The 17,132-nt window shown below is 67.6% G+C and carries 16 protein-coding genes and 1 riboswitch; of the genes, 13 read left to right on the top strand and 3 right to left on the bottom strand.

All coding sequences use genetic code 11. The annotated features are described in order from the left end of the window. The first annotated feature begins 42 nt into the window (after positions 1 to 42). Genes AB0O89_RS04255 through trpS form a run of 4 tightly spaced genes read left to right on the top strand, consistent with a single transcriptional unit; the run spans position 43 to position 4,442 of the window. The gene (locus tag AB0O89_RS04255) at positions 43 to 1,257 is read left to right on the top strand and encodes an MFS transporter (protein WP_363494501.1); all 1,215 of its coding nucleotides are present in this window, start codon (positions 43 to 45) and stop codon (positions 1,255 to 1,257) included. 9 nt (positions 1,258 to 1,266) lie between these two features. Next, positions 1,267 to 2,496 carry a YihY/virulence factor BrkB family protein gene (locus AB0O89_RS04250; RefSeq protein WP_363494499.1) on the top strand — a complete coding sequence of 410 codons (1,230 nt, stop codon included), beginning with the start codon at positions 1,267 to 1,269 and terminating at the stop codon, positions 2,494 to 2,496. A 52-nt stretch (positions 2,497 to 2,548) separates the two neighbouring features. After that, the gene (locus AB0O89_RS04245) at positions 2,549 to 3,397 is read left to right on the top strand and encodes an exodeoxyribonuclease III (RefSeq protein ID WP_363494497.1); all 849 of its coding nucleotides are present in this window, start codon (positions 2,549 to 2,551) and stop codon (positions 3,395 to 3,397) included. A gap of 40 nt (positions 3,398 to 3,437) precedes the next feature. Further along, the gene (gene trpS, locus AB0O89_RS04240) at positions 3,438 to 4,442 is read left to right on the top strand and encodes a tryptophan--tRNA ligase (protein ID WP_363494495.1); all 1,005 of its coding nucleotides are present in this window, start codon (positions 3,438 to 3,440) and stop codon (positions 4,440 to 4,442) included. A 37-nt stretch (positions 4,443 to 4,479) separates the two neighbouring features. Here the strand turns inward: trpS and AB0O89_RS04235 are convergent, their stop codons facing one another. Next, entirely contained in the window at positions 4,480 to 5,256 is a 777-nt protein-coding gene (locus tag AB0O89_RS04235) for an SDR family oxidoreductase (RefSeq protein ID WP_363494493.1), read from the bottom strand. A 123-nt stretch (positions 5,257 to 5,379) separates the two neighbouring features. Between AB0O89_RS04235 and AB0O89_RS04230 the strand changes: the two genes are divergently transcribed. Then, entirely contained in the window at positions 5,380 to 5,967 is a 588-nt protein-coding gene (locus tag AB0O89_RS04230; RefSeq protein ID WP_363494491.1) for a GNAT family N-acetyltransferase, read from the top strand. A 12-nt stretch (positions 5,968 to 5,979) separates the two neighbouring features. After that, positions 5,980 to 6,855 (top strand): DNA-formamidopyrimidine glycosylase family protein, encoded by an 876-nt coding sequence (locus tag AB0O89_RS04225; protein WP_363494489.1) that lies wholly within the window; start codon positions 5,980 to 5,982, stop codon positions 6,853 to 6,855. Positions 6,856 to 7,044: 189 nt separating this feature from the next. Here AB0O89_RS04225 and glpK read toward each other — a convergent pair whose 3' ends face one another. Continuing rightward, complete coding sequence (gene glpK / locus AB0O89_RS04220; protein WP_363494487.1) at positions 7,045 to 8,583, bottom strand: glycerol kinase GlpK; 1,539 nt, start codon at positions 8,581 to 8,583, stop codon at positions 7,045 to 7,047. A gap of 49 nt (positions 8,584 to 8,632) precedes the next feature. Further along, entirely contained in the window at positions 8,633 to 10,366 is a 1,734-nt protein-coding gene (locus AB0O89_RS04215; protein WP_363494485.1) for a glycerol-3-phosphate dehydrogenase/oxidase, read from the bottom strand. A gap of 102 nt (positions 10,367 to 10,468) precedes the next feature. Between AB0O89_RS04215 and AB0O89_RS04210 the strand changes: the two genes are divergently transcribed. The 7 genes from AB0O89_RS04210 (at position 10,469) to AB0O89_RS04180 (ending at position 17,122) form a co-directional block, all read left to right on the top strand. Next, positions 10,469 to 11,437: a sugar-binding domain-containing protein gene (locus tag AB0O89_RS04210; protein ID WP_363494483.1), complete on the top strand. Its 969-nt coding sequence runs from the start codon at positions 10,469 to 10,471 to the stop codon at positions 11,435 to 11,437. Positions 11,438 to 11,490: 53 nt separating this feature from the next. After that, a riboswitch (FMN riboswitch) is annotated at positions 11,491 to 11,650 on the top strand. 86 nt (positions 11,651 to 11,736) lie between these two features. Continuing rightward, positions 11,737 to 12,795: a bifunctional diaminohydroxyphosphoribosylaminopyrimidine deaminase/5-amino-6-(5-phosphoribosylamino)uracil reductase RibD gene (gene ribD, locus AB0O89_RS04205; protein ID WP_363494481.1), complete on the top strand. Its 1,059-nt coding sequence runs from the start codon at positions 11,737 to 11,739 to the stop codon at positions 12,793 to 12,795. A gap of 13 nt (positions 12,796 to 12,808) precedes the next feature. Continuing rightward, positions 12,809 to 13,453 (top strand): riboflavin synthase, encoded by a 645-nt coding sequence (locus AB0O89_RS04200; RefSeq protein ID WP_363494479.1) that lies wholly within the window; start codon positions 12,809 to 12,811, stop codon positions 13,451 to 13,453. After that, positions 13,450 to 14,733: a GTP cyclohydrolase II gene (gene ribA / locus AB0O89_RS04195; protein ID WP_363494477.1), complete on the top strand. Its 1,284-nt coding sequence runs from the start codon at positions 13,450 to 13,452 to the stop codon at positions 14,731 to 14,733. The genes AB0O89_RS04200 and ribA overlap by 4 nt, the downstream gene beginning before the upstream one ends. Next, complete coding sequence (gene ribH, locus AB0O89_RS04190) at positions 14,730 to 15,203, top strand: 6,7-dimethyl-8-ribityllumazine synthase (RefSeq protein ID WP_363494475.1); 474 nt, start codon at positions 14,730 to 14,732, stop codon at positions 15,201 to 15,203. The genes ribA and ribH overlap by 4 nt, the downstream gene beginning before the upstream one ends. A gap of 64 nt (positions 15,204 to 15,267) precedes the next feature. Beyond that, a complete protein-coding gene (locus AB0O89_RS04185; protein WP_363494473.1) occupies positions 15,268 to 15,627 on the top strand; it encodes a Fe-S protein in 360 nt (119 codons plus the stop codon). Between the two features lie 52 nt (positions 15,628 to 15,679). Continuing rightward, positions 15,680 to 17,122 (top strand): MFS transporter, encoded by a 1,443-nt coding sequence (locus tag AB0O89_RS04180; protein WP_363494471.1) that lies wholly within the window; start codon positions 15,680 to 15,682, stop codon positions 17,120 to 17,122. The last annotated feature ends 10 nt before the right edge of the window (positions 17,123 to 17,132 follow it).

Here is a 17,132-nt window from a genome sequence, read left to right as displayed (position 1 = left end):
ATTCTTCTCGGCCAGAAGCGCTGTGCTCGCTACTCTGGCCGAATGAGCACCCCAGACGCGCCCACGATCGCCAGCGCCGCGCGATCGACGTCCACGCGTGTCGCGGTGTTCGCCGCCTACGCGGCTCAGGGACTCGGCTACGCCGTCGTGGTCACCTCGCTTCCCGCGCTGAAGGAACGCCAGGGCGTCGATGACACCGTCGTCACGCTCATCGTTCTCGGCGTCGCGATCGCCGCCGCCGGTGGTTCCGTGCTCGCCAACGCGCTCGCCGTGCGGTTCGGAAGCCGCACTGCCCTCGTCGTGGGACTTCTCCTGCAAGCCGCAGCCCTCCCCGCCATTGCGCTACCGACCCCGTTCCCGCTCTTCGTCTCGCTCTTCGCGGTCTACAGCATCGGCCTCGGCTGCGTGGATGCCGCAACGGCGATGCAGGGGGTCATCGTGCAACGCGCCCACGGCAAGCCGCTCCTCGGCGGCTTCTTCTCTGCCTACACGGCTGCCGCCATCGCGGGAGCGCTCCTCGTGTCGGCCATTGCGGCGTCTCCCTTCGCCGCGGGAGTGGCGATCGCAACGGCGGGCGTTGCGATCCTCGTGGTGGCCGTGGTCGGCATCCGTCTGTTCGCTCGAGAAGTACCGATCGAGGCGGCCCTCCCGGCGACCGAGCGCACTCGGCTCCCCCGGGCGGGCATCTGGGCGTTCGGTTTCGTCATCCTGGCGGTGTTCGTCGTCGACTCGGCCGTGAGCACCTGGAGCACGGTCTATCTGCAGGACGATCTCGGGGCACTGCCAGCCCTCGCGCCGCTCGGCTACGCCGCCTACCAGGTGTGCGTCCTCGTCACCCGCCTCGCGACCGACAGACTCCTCGGCATCATGAGCAGGCGCCGTCTGGTCGCAGGCGCGATCGTCGTCTCGGTGATCGGTGTGGTGGCTGTCGCGCTTCTGCCGTTCGAGATCGCCGCGATCGTCGGCTTCGCGCTAGCCGGGGCCGCCACCGGCATCCTGATCCCGGTCACGTTCGGCGCAGCAGGCGACCTCGCACCCGCCCACTCCGACCAGGTGATAGCCCGGGTCAACATCTTCAACTACGCCGGGGCGATCCTCGGTGCCGTCATCGTCGGCCTCCTCGCCGACGGTCCGGGACTGGCAATCGCGTTCCTCATTCCCGCGGCGGTGCTCGCAGCATCCCTCTCGGTGGTCCGCTGGTTCCGCACGGATACGGGCGTGATGAGCCAGACGGATGCCGCGCCTGAGGCTCGATAACCTGAGACCGTGAGTTCGCCCGACCGCAACCGCCGCGACACCGCGCGCGCAGCGCAGCAGCAGGAGGAGACCCTGCGTGCGCGGTGGGAGGAGACCCAAGAGCGCCTGCTCACGCGGTTCGAAGAGCCGATCTCGTTCGCGACGAAGGTAACCAAACAGACACTCGCTTGGTTTCCGGTTCGCGTCTGGCGCCACTTCTTGATCGCCAACGGCTTCCTCCTGGCCGCGGGAGTGAGCTATCAGGCACTGTTCGCAATCTTCGCGGCCGTCTATGTCGCCTTCGCTCTGGCCGGCCTGTGGCTCGGCGGCAGCGAAGAGGCGATCCAGAACCTCATCGACCTCATCAACCAATACATCCCGGGATTGATCGACAAGGACGGGCCGATCACCCCCGACGCCGTGGCAGAGATCGCCACCAACTCGGCGAGCCTGTTCGGGATCACCGGTGCGATAGCTCTCGTGACCTTGATCTGGACCGCCATCGGCTGGGTGACGTTCTCGCGCCGCGCCGTCCGCGAGATCTTCGTGCTGCCACCCGACCGGCGCCCCTACCTGCTGCTCAAGAGCGGCGACCTGCTGGCGGCGGCGCTGTTCGGCATCCTGCTGCTGATCGGCGGCGGACTCGGCGCGGTGGGCACCTGGGCCCTGGACATCGTGTTCTCGCTGTTCGGGCTCGACACCGAATCGGTGTGGTTCTCGATCGGCGTGCGCACCGCAACCCTCCTCATCTCTTTCGCCATCAACGCCGCGGCGCTGGCTGCGCTTTACCAGTTCCTGACCGGCACGAGCCTGCGCTGGCGCACGGTTTGGCCCGGAGCTCTGCTTGCCGGAGCGGCGGTCACGGTGCTCCAGCTCGGGGCAGGGTGGTTGCTCAGCTACACGCCGACAAACGCCCTGCTCGCGACCTTCGCGATCTTCGTCGGTCTGCTGCTCTGGTTCCGACTCATCGGCATCATCATGCTCGTGGGGGCATCGTGGATCGCCATCTCGGCTCGGGACGAGAACATTCCGCTGCTGGAGAAGACCGAAGCTGAGCAGCTGGCCGAGGAGCATGCCGCGCTGCTCCTTGCCGCCCAGGTGCGCCTGCGCACCGCCCAGGAGGCTCGAGACGGCGCGCCCTGGCACGCGCGGTGGGCAGCGACCCGCAACCTGCGACGTGCCGAAGAGGAACTGCGCGAGGTGGAGGCGTCCGCGCCACCTGCAGTGCGCGGCCCCAGCGCACTCGACGGCGTCGTGTGATCGCTTCAGGCCTGGGAGCACGGCGTCGGACCTGCCGCCTAGGCTGAAGCTCGTGCCTCGAACAGTTCGTATCGCCTCCATCAATGTCAACGGCATCCGCGCTGCCACGCGCAAAGGAATGCTCGAGTGGGTCGACCAGGCGGACGTCGACATCATGGCCCTGCAAGAGGTCCGTGCAAACGAAGAGCAGCTGACCGCCGCTCTTCCCGGGTGGCGGATCGTTCACCACGAAGCGCTCCAGAAGGGCCGGTCTGGTGTCGCTGTCGCGAGCCGGGTGGATGCCGGGGCCGTCCGAACGGTGCTCGGCCCCGAGCCGCTGGACCAGTCGGGCCGGTGGATCGAGGCTGACTTCGACATCGACGGCGAAACCCTGACTGTCGTGAGCGCCTATGTCCACTCGGGCGAGGACGGCACCCCCAAGCAGGAGGCCAAGTACGCGTTTCTGGACGCGATGCAGGCACGTCTCCCCCAGCTCGAGGCCCACTCCCCCCTCGCTGTTGTCATGGGAGATATGAATGTCGGGCACCGCCAGCTCGACATCCGCAACTGGAAGGGCAACCTCAAGAAGGCCGGGTTCCTCCCCCGCGAGCGCGCCTACTTCGACCGGATCTTCGCTCCCGCGGGTGCCGAGATCGAGTGCGTCGACGGGACTACCGGCACCGGACTCGGGTGGGTGGATATCGGACGCCGCTGGGCCGGCGAGGTCGACGGGCCCTACTCGTGGTGGTCGAACCGCGGGCAGGCCTTCGACAACGACACCGGCTGGCGTATCGACTACCACCTGGCCACCGCTTCGCTGGCCGAGCGGGTGACGGGGTATCGCATCGACCGGGCGCCGTCCTGGGACACCCGTTGGAGCGACCACGCGCCGGTCGTCGTCGACTACACGATCGGTCGTTGAGCGCACCGGCTGGCACCTGGCCGCGGCCTAGGATTGTCAGGTGACCAAGCCCCGCCTGTACTCCGGAATGCAGCCCTCCGCCGACTCCCTCCAGATCGGCAACTACATCGGGGCACTCATGCAGTGGCGGGACCTGCAGGAGGCCTACGACGCGTTCTTCTCCGTCGTCGACCTGCACGCCCTCACCCAACCGAACGATCCGGCTGAGCTGCGCGAGAAGACCCGTCGCACCGCCGCGCAGTACATCGCCGCGGGCATCGAACCATCCAAGTCGACCTTGTACGTCCAGTCGCACGTTCCCGCGCACGCCGAACTCGCGTGGGTGCTCTCCACGCTCACGGGCTTCGGCGAGGCGGGGCGCATGACCCAGTTCAAAGACAAGTCGCAGCGCTACGGCCAGGATGCGACATCCGTCGGGCTGTTCACCTACCCGGTGCTGATGGCAGCCGACATCCTGCTGTATCAGACCGACATCGTTCCTGTCGGTGACGACCAGAAGCAGCACGTCGAGCTCACCCGTGACCTCGCCGAGCGGTTCAACGGACGCTACGGCACCACCTTCCGGGTGCCGATGCCCGTCATCCAGCAAGACACCGCCCGCATCTACGACCTGCAGAACCCGACGGCGAAGATGTCGAAGTCGGCCGAGTCGGATGCCGGCGTCTTGTGGCTGCTGGATGAGCCCTCCAAGAGCGCCAAGAAGGTGATGCGTGCCGTCACCGACAGCGAGGGCTCGGTGCGATACGACCGCGAGAACAAGCCCGGTGTCTCGAACCTGCTCGTCATCTACGCTGCCCTCACGGGTCGGCAGATCCCCGCGATCGAAGACGAGTACGCCGGCCGCGGCTACGGCGACTTCAAGAAGGGTCTCGCCGACGTCGTGGTGAACGAGTTTGAGCCGGTGCGGACCCGAGCGCTCGAACTGCTCGATGATCCGGCAGAACTCGACCGGGTCCTGGCCGCCAACGCCGCACGGGCTGAATCTGTCGCCCGCGCGACCCTCGGCGACGTCTACGACCGGATCGGGCTCCTCCGCCGCGCCTGAACAGCCCGCGTCGCAGCGGTCACCAGACCGTCACGCCTCACCACACTCTCTCTCCCCGGATGACGACGTCGCTTCCCCCGTCGACGAAAACCACCTGGCCACACAGGTGGGAGTTCTCGGGCCCCGCCAGCCATGCGAGGAGTCGTGCGACGACAATCGCTTCTGCGAAGCCGTTGAGCGGCATGGGCACGGCCTGCTCAATCATCGAGCGGCCCTCGTCAGTCGCCAGGAGCGGCGCGACCATTGGCGTGAGGATGACGCCGGGAGCGACAGCGTTGAGCGGGATGCCTGCACCGGCCCACTCCGGCAGGGCGGCGTGGCGACGAATCCATCGCGCGAAGCCGACCTTCGTGGAGCTGTAGATGAGATTCGCCGTCTCGGCTCCCGCGGCCAGCTCGGCTGCCCGGGCAAGCGCGGCAGGTTCGTCGCCAGCCAACTCGAGATCGACAAGCCGAGTATCGGAAGGCTGCAGGCTCGCCATCGATGAGACCCCGACGGCTCGAGGGGCGTCGGATTCCAGCAGCAAGGGACGCAGGCCCTCGAGTGTCGCGACCATACCGAAGTAATTGACGCCGACAGTCGCAGGCGCAGGCACGGCAAGGCCGGCGATCGCGAGGATGCCATCAATCGATCCGCCGGAGAGGCGGTTGACCTCCGTGACGAGTCGCTCTCGCCCGTCGGCCGTCGTCAGGTCGACCTCGACATCAGCATCGCGCAGGTCCACGCCGATCACCCTGTCTCCTCGCTCCACGAGGAGGTCGGCGGTTGCCTTGCCGATACCGGAGGCAGATCCGGTGACCACATACGTACGCATTTCAGAGTCCTTTCTCCGACGCCAGAGCGCGGAGCGCTCCGTAACGCTGCGACTGCGACGTTACGCCGACCCGGGGTACCCCGCGAGAGACGAACGTCCCGAGAAGCCGCATAGGGTGGGGCGATGGATGTCGTCGTGCTGCGCACCGAGCGGTGCGAGCTCTCGCCACCGACCGACGCTGACGTGGATGCGATCTTCGAGGCGTGTCAAGACCCGGCGATCCAGCGCTACACCACCGTGCCTTCGCCGTATCTGCGCGAGCATGCCGAGCAATTCATCCCGCGCGTGGAGCGCCACTGGGCCGAGGGCCGCGAGGCGACGTGGGGCATCCGTCACGACGGTCGACTCGCCGGCATGATCGGGCTATACCGACGCGACCTCGAGTCCGCAGAGCTCGGGTTTTGGATGTCGCCCTGGGCGCGGCGACGGCACCTCCTTACAGAAGCTGCCAGGGCGGTCGTTGACTTCGGGTTTGAATCCGCCGGCATGTCGCTGGCGCGTATCGAGTGGCGTGCTGTCGTGGGCAACACCGGATCCGCGCGTGTGGCCCGAGCGCTCGGCTTCCGCTACGAAGGCATGCTGCGGCAGGCACTCGCAGGCCCCCTACAGCGGGACGATGCCTGGATCGCGGGCCTTCTCCCCGGCGATGATCGCGCGCCGGTCGCGTGGCCGATCATCGATGGAGGCCTGCCGCCGCTTCCCGGCTCGTGACAGGATGTCGCCATGCCCGAGATGCCGGAAGTGCAAGGACTTGTCGACTTCCTTGCCGGACGCCTGCCGGGTCTCACGGTCACGCGCGCGACAGTCGCGAATATCGCGGCGCTCAAGACCTACGATCCGCCGCTGGATGCGCTCGTCGGCACGCAGGTCGTGTCGGTTTCGCGCCACGGGAAGTTCGTCGACATCGAAACGGCGACGGATGCTGCGGCTTCGTTGCACCTGGTCTTCCACCTCGCGAAGGCCGGGTGGCTCCGCTGGTACGACGAACTGCCGGGCACGATCATCCGCCCCGGCAAAACCCCCATCGCCCTCCGCATCGCGTTCTCGGACGGCTCAGGGTTCGATCTCACTGAGGCCGGCACGAAGAAGTCCCTCGCCGTGTACGCCGCCCGGAATCCCGCAGACGTGCCAGGCATCGAGAGGCTCGGCCCCGATCCGCTCGATCCGGGATTCGATCATGACGCTCTCGCCGCGCTGCTCAAGGGACGCCGCACCCAGATCAAAGGCGTTCTGCGCGATCAGTCGATCATCGCCGGGATCGGCAACGCCTACTCCGATGAGATTCTGCACGCGGCGCGGATGTCGCCGTACGCCCTGGCAGCGACGCTGACGGATGCCGATATCGACACGCTCTACGCCGCGATGCACCAGACACTCACGGAGGCGATTGCGGCGGCATCCGGCAAACCCCCTGCCGAACTCAAGGACGCCAAACGACGCGGGATGCGGGTGCACGGCCGCCGGGGCGAGGTGTGCCCCGTCTGTGGCGACGAGGTGCGCAGTGTCTTCTTTGCCGACAACTCCCTCGAGTACTGCCCGACGTGCCAGACCGGCGGCAAGCTGCTAGCCGATCGCCGCCTCTCCCGCCTCCTCAAGTAGACCCCGAGGGGGGCGCCCTATCGGTCAGCCCGATGGTCTCTGCAGGAGCGAAGCGAACTGCCCAGCGCGGGGCTGGCACCGGGTCTGGCGGGAGCCGGCGTAGCCGGCGAGGGCATGTCCCCGCGCTGGGCAGTTCGCGTAGCGGCACCACTTTCCGCAGCGACCGCCCAGCGGCGCCACTCGAACCAATCAGTCGCCGAGCGTATCCATCAGCGTCCGAGCATCGTCATCCACCCAATCGAGGGACTTCGTGACGGCCTTCTTCCACAGCCGGTAGCGGCGAGCGCGTTCCTCCTCAGACATCTGAGGTTCGAACCGGCGATCCACTTGCCAGTGTTCGCGCAGTTCGTCGAGTCCCGACCAGATGCCGACTGCAAGTCCTGCCGCGTAGGCGGCGCCGAGCGCCGTCGTCTCGACCACGCGCGGGCGTACGACGGGGATGCCGAGGATGTCGGCCTGGAACTGCATGAGCAGATCGTTCTTCGTCATTCCCCCGTCGACGCGCAGTTCCGAGAGATCGCGGCCGGCATCCCCGACGACAGCCTCGATCACGTCCCGGGTCTGGAAGGCCGTCGACTCGAGAGCGGCGCGGGCGATGTGGGCGCGTGTCACGTACCGGGTGAGGCCGACGATCGCACCGCGGGCATCCGGTCGCCAGTAGGGAGCGAACAGGCCCGAGAAGGCTGGCACGAAGTATGACCCGCCCGCGTTCTCGACGGTCATCGCGAGGGTTTCGACATCCTGTGCGCGATCGATGATCCCGAGGTTGTCTCGCAGCCACTGCACGAGCGATCCGGTGACGGCGATCGAGCCTTCCAGCGCGTAGTGGGTGGGGCCATCCCCCAGGCGATAGGCGACGGTGGTGATGAGTCCGTGACGAGACCTGACGATCTCGGTCCCGGTGCCCACCAGCAGGAAGTTGCCGGTGCCGTAGGTGTTCTTCGAGTCCCCCACGCCAAAGGCAGCCTGCCCGAAGGTCGCGGCCTGTTGATCACCGAGGATGCCGGCAATGGGCAGTTCGCGGGCGGTGCCCGGCAGTGCGAGTTCGCCCACGACATCCGACGACGACCGGATCTCGGGCATCATCGCGCGGGGAATGTTCCACAGCGCGAGCATCTCGTCGGACCAGTCGAGGGTCTGCAGGTCCATGAGCAGCGTGCGGCTCGCGTTCGTGACATCGGTCACGTGCGCCCCGCCGCTGGTGCCGCCGGTGAGGTTCCAAACCACCCACGAATCGGGGGTACCGAACAGCAGATGGCCGGCCTCGGCATCCGCCCGCGCCCCCGGCACGTGATCGAGGATCCAGGCGACCTTGGATGCCGAGAAGTAGGTGGCAAGCGGAAGACCCGTCACCTCGGTAACCTGGTCGCCGACGCCGTCACGGGCAAGGGCATCGAGCCAGGGCTGCGTGCGGGTGTCCTGCCACACGATCGCGTTGAAGATGGGCTGGCCCGAGCGGCGGTCCCACACGATCGCAGTCTCGCGCTGGTTCGTGACACCGACGGCGGCGATACCGGATGCCTGCAGATGGGCCTTGCTGAGAACGCCGGAAATCACCCACTCGGTGTTGGTCCAGATCTCCATGGGGTCGTGTTCGACCCACCCGGCACGAGGAAAGATCTGCTCGTGTTCGCGCTGGGCGGTTGCCACCACGGTTCCGGCGCGATCGAAAACGATCGCCCGTGTCGAGGTGGTGCCTTGGTCGATGGCTAGGACGTGTTCGGCCACGATGCCTCCCGAAGTGTTGAACGCCTCCAGACGATGGATGGCGCGCCGCTTAGGCTACCGGTGCCGCCGCGGGCTGCCAGGTCGGATCGGCGGCGTGGACAGCGACAAGGGCTGCGGCGACCTCGGCCGTGGCGGCATCCTCGTCCCATCCGAGCACTCCAGCGACGGCGTCGGCGATCTCGGCGACGACATCGGGTGTCGCCTCGCCACGGAACGCGATGCTCGTGCGGCGCAGCAGCAGGTCGGCCAGATGCACGACATCCTCTGAGCTCGCGAGGTACCGCAGTTCGCCGGTGCTGTAGGCGGGAAGTGTCCCGAGGGGCCGGTCCTCGGCATCCTCGTCGACGAATGCGATGACCTCGCGGGCGGTCGTTCCGTAGCGTTCGAGGAGGGTGGCTGCGGCATCCTTCGAGAGCCCCCGGCGGTTCTCGGCGACCCACTGATGCCGTGCCCGCTCGGTTACCGGGTACCCGGCTCCGCCGCCGATTGCACGGCCATGGGTCGTGACGACGCGGGGTCGAGCAAGCAGCGCAAGGGCGTCATCGGTGAGGTGGGCGGCGGAGGCGCGGAAGGTGGTCCATTTGCCGCCGACGAGGCTGATCACCGTGGTGTCCGCCGACCCGGGGAGCTGCTCGGTCTCGACACGGTAATCGCGCGAGACGAAGCCGGGAGCGAGATCGCCGTGGCCGGGAAGCGGGCGGACACCCGAGAAGCGATACACGATCTGCGAGCGGTCGACAGTGATGTCGGGGAAGACGTGCCCGATGAGGTCGATGAAGTAGTCGACCTCGGGCTCGGTGCACACCGCGGGCTCTGCCATATCGTGCTCGAGGTCTGTGGTGCCGACCAGGACGCGTCCCTTGAGCGGGTAGATGAGCACGATGCGACCGTCGCGGTGTTCGAAGAAGATCTCTCGACCAGCCGTGGCTGCCAGCAGCTCGGGGTTGTCGAGCACGATGTGCGAGCCCTTGGTTCCGCCCATGAAGCTGGTCGGGGCCCCGAGGGCGCGGTTGGTGAGGTCGGTCCAGGGTCCGGATGCATTGATCACGACCGCGGCGCGGAAGGGGAACTCGACACCTGTCTCCGTGTCGCGAAGAGTGATCGCGCCGTCCGCTGCCCCCACGACTTCGACGTAGTTGGCAGCCCGGGCGCGGTCACCACCGGCGGCACGACCGTCGCGGAGCAGATCGAGCGCGAGGCGCTCAGGGTCGTGTACCGAGGCATCCCAGTAGGTTGCGGTGTATTTGACGGTGTCGTTCAGTGCTGGAAGTGCGCGCAACGAGGCGGTGCGGCCGCGGAAGGTGTGGCGGGGAACGCGGCCGCCGCCACGCGAGAACGAGTCATAGATCGTGAGACCGATCTTGATCAGCGCTGCGCCGCGCTCGACGTGCTTCCCCGCGCCGTGGCGCAGGAAGCGCAGCGGCGCCGAGAGCACCCCCGAGAACGTGGAGAAGATCGGGATCGTGGTCTGCAGGGGACGAACGTAATGGGGAGCGGTGGCCAGCAGGTCATTGCGCTCGGTGACCGCCTCGTGGACGAGACGGAACTCGCCGTTCTCGAGATAGCGGACGCCGCCGTGGATCATGTGTGAAGACGCTGCGGATGCGCCGCTGACGAAGTCGCCGCGTTCGACGAGCGCGACATCCACGCCTTGCAGGGCGAGGTCCCGAAAAGTCGCGAGCCCGTTGACCCCACCGCCGACGATGAGCACATCGGCCTGCGGCCGCTCGCTCAACTGGGTGACGGCGCCTCGTTCGACCGTGTCTCGTTCGACGGCGCTCATCGATTGGTGTCCTTCCTCGCTCGGGGACTTCCCGCGTGTTCACCATCGTCCCATGACTGATCGAAGTTGCAGACCCAATGCACATACGTGCACACTGTGTGCGTGAGCGACGACTCGACCCATTTGCGACGGGCACTGACCGCCGCCCACCTGTACTACGTCCAGCTACGCACGATGGACGCCATCGCCGCCGAGCTCGGAACCTCCCGCTCGACGGTGTCGCGGCTGCTGTCGTTCGCGCGCGCCGAGGGAATCGTCGAGGTGCGCGTGCGTTCGCCCCTTGACGCACCGGGCCTCGTGGAGACGCAGGTGCGCCGCCAGTTCGGGGTGCGCGCCCAGGTCATTCCCGTACCGGAGTCGGTGAGCGATCTCGAGCGTCTCGACCGCGTCGCGCAGGGAGCAGCGCAGTTGCTCGATGAGCTGATCGTCTCGGATCTGGTGGTCGGTATCGCGTGGGGATCGACGCTGGCTGCGGTAGCGCGCCGGCTGACTCCCAAGCGCGTGCACGGCACGACATTCGTGCAGTTGAACGGCTCGGGAAACGTGAAGACGTCCGGCATCACGTACGCGAGCGAACTGCTCAGCAGATTCAGCACCGCATACGGCGGGGAGGCCGAACAGTTCCCTGTCCCGGCGTTCTTCGACGACCCTGAGACCCGACGAGCGCTCTGGCGAGAACGCAGCACGCGACGCATCCTCGACATCCAGAGCCGTATGGGTCTCGTGCTGTTCAGTGTCGGAGCTTTCCGGGCCGAGGTGCCCAGCCGCGTGCACGCCGGCGACTATCTCGAACCCACCGACCTCGAGCAGCTGAAGGCAGAACGGGTCGTGGGTGACGTCGCGACGGTGTTCTATCGCGCGAACGGCTCGACCGAGGGGATCGCGTTGAACGAGCGGGGATCAGGCCCCTCTTTCGATCTGCTTCGCGCGGTCCCGCGGCGCTGCTGCATCGTGACCGGCGAGGCCAAGATCCCGAGTCTGCGCGGCGCACTCGCCGCAGGCCTCATCACAGATCTCGTCATCGATGAGCGCACCGCCCGCGCCATGGTCGACGGGCGGGAAGCGGCGTAGGCCACCGGGAATGAACGCGCGCGCGGCGCGTTGACTACACTCGAGAGCAATGAACGTGCTCCGGGGTCGGTGAGAATCCGAACCGGCGGTGAAAGTCCGCGACCCGCTGCATCCGTGTTCGAGAGAACGCCGCAGCGGTTGATCCGGTGAAATTCCGGAACCGACGGTGATGCGACGCGAAAGTGTCGTCAGTCCGGATGGGAGGCAGCACAGGTGACGCCACGGCGTTGCCGCCTTCCCTGCCCCGGCGTACCCGACCGGAGTTGGCAGTGAGTCAAGGCACAAGCGAGACAGCCGCTATGAGGCGCGCGATGAGCGCTGCGCTGCGCGGTCCTCGCGGGGTGAACCCCCAGGTCGGGGCGGTCATCCTCTCACCCAGCGGAGAGGTTCTCGCCGAAGGCTGGCACCGGGGCGTCGGAACTGCACACGCCGAAGTCGATGCGATGTCCCAACTGACGCCCGACCAGCTTCGCGGAAGCACGGCGGTTGTCACCCTCGAGCCCTGCAACCACACCGGCCGCACCGGCCCCTGTGCGCAAGCCCTCATCGACGCTGGTGTGGCACGCGTGGTCTACGCGGTCGATGATCCCGGCGTCGTCTCGGGCGGCGGGGCCGAACGTCTCGCGGCAGCGGGCGTAACCGTCGAGGCGGGTCTACTGCGCGATGAAGGCACCGCGCTCCTTGACACCTGGCTCACGGTGCAGCGACTGGGCAGACCCCACGTCACCGTGAAGTGGGCGCAGAGCCTGGATGGTCGCGCGGCGGCCGCCGACGGAACGAGCATGTGGATCACAGGCGCCGAGGCACGCACTGACGTGCACCGGAGGCGATCGGATGCTGACGCCATCGTGGTCGGCATCGGCACCGTGCTGGCCGATGACCCGGCGCTCACCGCACGAGGCCCTGCCGGCCAGCCCCTGTCACAGCAGCCCCTGCCGGTCGTTCTCGGCGAGCGCTCGATTCCGGATGCCGCACAGGTCCGCAGGCATCCCCGAGGCCTGATCCAACGCCCCGGAACCGACCTCACGGCGGTGCTGGAAGAACTACGGGATCTCGGCATCCAGCGTGTTTTCGTGGAGGGCGGGCCGACGGTTGCGGCATCGTTCCTGCGCGCCGGGCTGGTCGACGAGGTGCTGGCGTATGTCGCTCCGGTGCTGATCGGCTCCAGCCGGGACCGCGATCGGCCGGCTGTGACCGACATCGGGGTCTCGACCCTCGCACAGGCTCACCGGCTCGAGCTGACTTCGCTCGAGCGGCTCGGCGATGACGTGTTGTTTGTCGCCCGCCCCCGCGCCGCAGCCGAGACCCCCGAATCCCTGTCCCCCGAGACCACCGTCGCTGACGCTTCGTCGGTGTAGTCAGGAGATCGCCATGTTCACAGGACTCGTTGAAGAGATCGGCCGCGTTACTGCCGTCGAGCCGTCGGGCGACGGCATCCGGTTGACGATTCACGCACCGCGATCCGTCGCGGATGCCGCGCACGGCGACTCCATCGCCGTCAGCGGGGTCTGCTTGACGGTCGTCGCTCGCGATGGCGACGGCTTCACCGCCGACGTCATGCGACAGACGCTCGATATGTCGACCCTCGCCGATGTCTCAGTCGACCGCCTCGTCAACCTGGAGCGCGCTACCGCCGCGGGCGGGCGCCTGGGCGGACACATCGTGCAGGGTCACATCGACGGCACAGGGACCGTCGTCGAGGTTCGACCCGGCGACCAGTGGCGGGTAATCCGCGTCGCGATTCCCCAGCACCTGGCACCCCTCATCGTCGACAAGGGGTCGATCGCGATGGACGGCGTGTCCCTGACCGTCAGCGCCGTGAGCGAACCCGCCGCCACCGAACCCTGGTTCGAGGTCTCGCTCATCCCCGAAACCCTCGAGGCGACCACCTTCGACGCCCTGGCTCCGGGCTCGCCCGTCAACCTCGAAACCGACATCCTTGCCCGTCACGTGCAGCGTCTGCTGGCGTTCCCTCCGGCGGCTGCGGCCGCCCCGACCGAAGGAGGCTCGCTGTGAGCCTTGCCCCCATCACCGAGGCTCTGGACGCCCTGCGCGCCGGCCGCCCGATCATCGTCGCTGATGACGAGGACCGCGAGAACGAGGGCGATGTCATCCTCTCGGCAGAGCTTGCCACGCCCGAAGCCGTCGCGTGGACGATCCGCTGGTCCAGCGGCCTGCTGTGCGCGCCGATGCCCGCCGAGTGGGCAGACCGCCTCGACCTGCCGCCGATGGTCGCCGTCAACGAGGACGCTCGTGGCACCGCGTACACCGTCACAGTGGACGCCGCCGACCGCACGTCGACCGGCATCAGCGCGAGCGACCGCGCCCATACCCTGAACGTGCTCGCCGATCCCGCCTCGACGCCCTCGAGCGTCATCCGGCCGGGCCACGTTCTGCCGCTGCGCGCCGTCGACGGGGGCGTTCGCGAACGCGCCGGCCACACTGAGGCTGCCGTCGAGTTGATGCGCCTGGCAGGGCTGCAGCCGGTCGGGGCGATCGCGGAGGTCGTCGCCGAGGACGGCTCCATGATGCGGATGCCGGGACTGCTGGAACTCGGCGCGCGCGACGGGGTGCCGGTCATCACGATCGAGCAGCTCATCGCCTACCTCGACGAGCACGAGCCTCGCACCGTCGCACCGCACAACGTGCATCACCGTCGTGTGAGCCTGCGCGCCGAGGCCACCGTGCCCACGTCACACGGCGTGTTCCGATTCCTGGCCTATAAGGATCGGATCACGGGCACCGACCACATTGCGGTCGTGGCTGGCGACCTGGCCGAGGATGCGCCGCTCGTGCGCGTGCACTCGGAGTGTCTCACCGGCGAGGCCTTCGGCTCGCTCAAGTGCGAATGCGGGCCGCAGCTGGATGCCGCGCTCGACGCTATCGCGCAGAACGGCGGGGTTGTCATCTACATGCGCGGACACGAAGGACGCGGTATCGGCCTGATCAACAAGCTGCGCGCCTACAGCCTGCAGGAGCGGGGGCTCGACACCGTCGACGCGAACCTGGCCCTCGGGCTGCCCGCCGATGCGCGTGACTACGCTGCAGCCGCCGGCATCCTGGGAGATCTCGGCATCGACCGGATGCGACTGCTCACCAACAACGGCGACAAGGTCGCTCAGCTGCGTGGCCTCGGCCTCGACATCGTCGAGCAGGTGCCGCTCCTTGTGGGCGTGGGGCCGAACAACCACCAGTACCTGGCCACGAAGGCTGAGCGCATGGGACACACCATCGCCCTCGACGACCTGGATCGCGCCCTCGGAGTCGGGGCCGCAGCAGAGAGGACCGACGCATGAGCGGAACCGGCGCCCCTGAGCGCGAAACCATCGACGGCTCGGGCCTGAACATCGTGATCGTCGCGGGCCAGTGGCACGAGACCATCGCGAACGGCCTCCTGGACGGTGCGCGTCGGGCACTCGATGGCGCCGGCGCTTCCTACCGGGTCGTGCCCGTCCCCGGATCGTTCGAGCTTCCCGTCGTGGCGAAGGCAGCTCTGGATGCCGGCGCTGACGCCGTCGTCGCGCTCGGGGTCATCATCCGCGGCGGTACTCCGCACTTCGAGTTCGTCTCGTCAGCCGCCACCGACGGGCTCACCCGCGTCGCCCTGGACACCGGCAAGCCCGTCGGCTTCGGCGTGCTGACCCTGGACGACGAGGCGCAGGGGATCGACCGAGCCGGCCTTCCGGGCTCGCGCGAAGACAAGGGCTTCGAGGCAGCGGATGCGGCCCTGCGTACCGCGCTCGCGCTGCGGGAGCTGCGGGCCTGACAGGCACAGGAGAGTCAGGCGAAGAAGACTCCACCTTCAGTGATGCATAAGGTACGCTGACGGCATGGAGATTCTTCGTCACGCCGTGCTTCTCGTTCACCTCTCGGGCTTCGCGATTCTGTTCGGCGCCTGGGTCGTCGAGGCGGTGCGCCGCACCGGGGCCGTGACCGCGCTCATGAACTGGGGTCTGCTGATCGCGGGCGTCGCAGGCCTCGCTCTGGCGGCGCCGTGGGGCGTCCCCGAGGGCGTCGAGTTCAACTACATGAAGATCGGGACGAAGCTCGTCATCCTGCTCATCATCGGGGCACTCCTCGGCATCGGCTCGGCCCGCACCAAGCGGAACGGCTCGGCACCGGCCGGTGTATTCTGGGCGATCGGCATCCTGACCTTCGCGAACGCGGCGATCGCCACACTCTGGCGCTAGGCGAGGCTGGGGGCGCGGACGCCGTTCTCGTCCGCCTCGTCGACAGGCCATCATGACCTCCGCCACCGCTACCGTTCCCGCGCCCGCCAATCCGCGAAGCCGTGTCATCACGGCAAGCCTTGTCGGCACGACGATCGAGTTCTACGACTTCTACGTCTACGCGACGGCGGCGGTGCTTGTCTTCCCCGCGCTCTTCTTCCCCACCGGTAACGAGACCACTTCGCTCTTGGCATCCTTCGCGGTGTTCGGCGCCGCGATGGTTGCGCGTCCCCTGGGCGCCGTCGTGTTCGGCCACTTCGGCGACCGATTCGGCCGCAAGGCGACCCTCGTCACCTCGCTCCTCACGATGGGGATCGCGACCTTCGTGATCGGTCTGCTGCCCACGGTCAATGAGATCGGGGTCTGGGCGGCGGTATTCCTGCTCGTGCTGCGACTCGCGCAGGGATTCGCGCTCGGCGGCGAGTGGTCGGGCGCCGCGCTTGTGGCAACGGAGAACGCCCCGGCCGGCAAGCGCGCGTGGTACGGCACCTTCCCGCAGCTGGGCGCACCGATCGGTTTCATCATCGCCAACGGGATCTTCCTCGCGATCAACCTCTCGCTCCCCCACCCCGATGGCACGGCTCAAGCCTCGGATGCGTTCCTCGCCTGGGGCTGGCGAATCCCGTTCCTGTTCTCAGCGGTCATGGTCATTGTCGGCCTGTGGGTTCGGCTACGCCTGGTTGAGTCTGACTCGTTCACGCGGGCGGAGAAGAAGGGGACGCTTCGAAAGTTCCCCCTCGGGCTCGCGCTGCGTCGCTATTGGTGGCAGCTGATTCTCGGCACGTTCATCATGCTTGCCACCTACGTGCTGTTCTACCTGATGACGAGCTTCACGCTCTCGTACGGTACGAAGGCGACGACGGATGCCGCGCAGGCAGCCGCAGAAGCGGCAGGAACCCCGTTCGACCCGGCCACCTACGTTCCGGGTCTCGGTTTCGGCTACACCGACTTCGTGTTGATGCAGATCATCGGCGTTGTGTTCTTCGGGATCTTCACGCTGCTTTCAGGCCCCGTGGCTGACGCGATCGGCAGGCGCCGCCTGCTGCTGTGGGTGACTGCGGCGATCATCGTGTTCGGTTTCACGTTCACCGTTTTCCTGCTCCCCCAGGCCGATCCGAAGTTCACCGGTGCGCTGGTGCAGGCGTTCCTCGTGTTCGGGTTCGTGCTCATGGGCTCGACCTTCGGCCCGATGGGCGCGGTACTGCCCGAACTGTTCCCCACCGAGGTGCGCTACACCGGCTCGGCGGTGTCCTACAACGTGTCGTCGATCCTGGGGGCTGCGCTCGCTCCCCTGGTCGCCGTCGCGCTGTGGGCAGCCGCCGACGGGAGCCCGGGGCTCGTCGGCGTCTACCTCTCGGTGATGGCCGTACTCACCTTCATCGCCCTGCTCTTGTCTCCCGAGACCAAGGACGTGGACTACGACGAGATCGGACCCGGCGAGACCGTCTCGCTATAGCGCGGCCCTT

The sequence above is a fragment of the Microbacterium sp. NPDC076895 genome (assembly GCF_040687115.1).
Lineage (GTDB): Bacteria > Actinomycetota > Actinomycetes > Actinomycetales > Microbacteriaceae > Microbacterium.
Note: the sequence above shows the minus strand (reverse complement) of the source record. Positions and strands in the feature narration are given on the sequence as shown.